We start from the raw sequence: 240 nt of genomic DNA, 5'->3' as shown, positions 1-240 counted from the left end.
ACATTTTTGCCTTTTCTACTGTCATCTTTTGGGGGCATTTCTAGTTGAAGGTCTCTTTCTTTTTAGGTTTTTCGCTATTGGCGTAATCATTCTTTTTTGAAGCTTGTTCTTTATGATTGGTCATATGTTTTTCGCCTTTTAAAGAGAGTATCTTTAAAAGATTGTGCGTTGACATAAGATGGGCAAAAATCAATCCTAAAAAGCCATTTTTATGGAGCTTGGCAAGTTGGTGCGCGGATA

1 pseudogene is annotated in these 240 nt (G+C 35.8%); it reads right to left on the bottom strand.

Annotated elements, in window-relative coordinates:
* Positions 1-40 precede the first annotated feature (40 nt).
* Positions 41-240 (bottom strand): annotated as a pseudogene (locus ACFIK8_RS12855) (peptidase); the annotation flags it as partial.

The sequence above is a fragment of the Bartonella sp. MR168JLCBS genome (assembly GCF_042194175.1).
The sequence above is the reverse complement of the archived record's forward strand: the minus strand, read 5'-3'. Positions and strand labels throughout refer to the sequence as shown.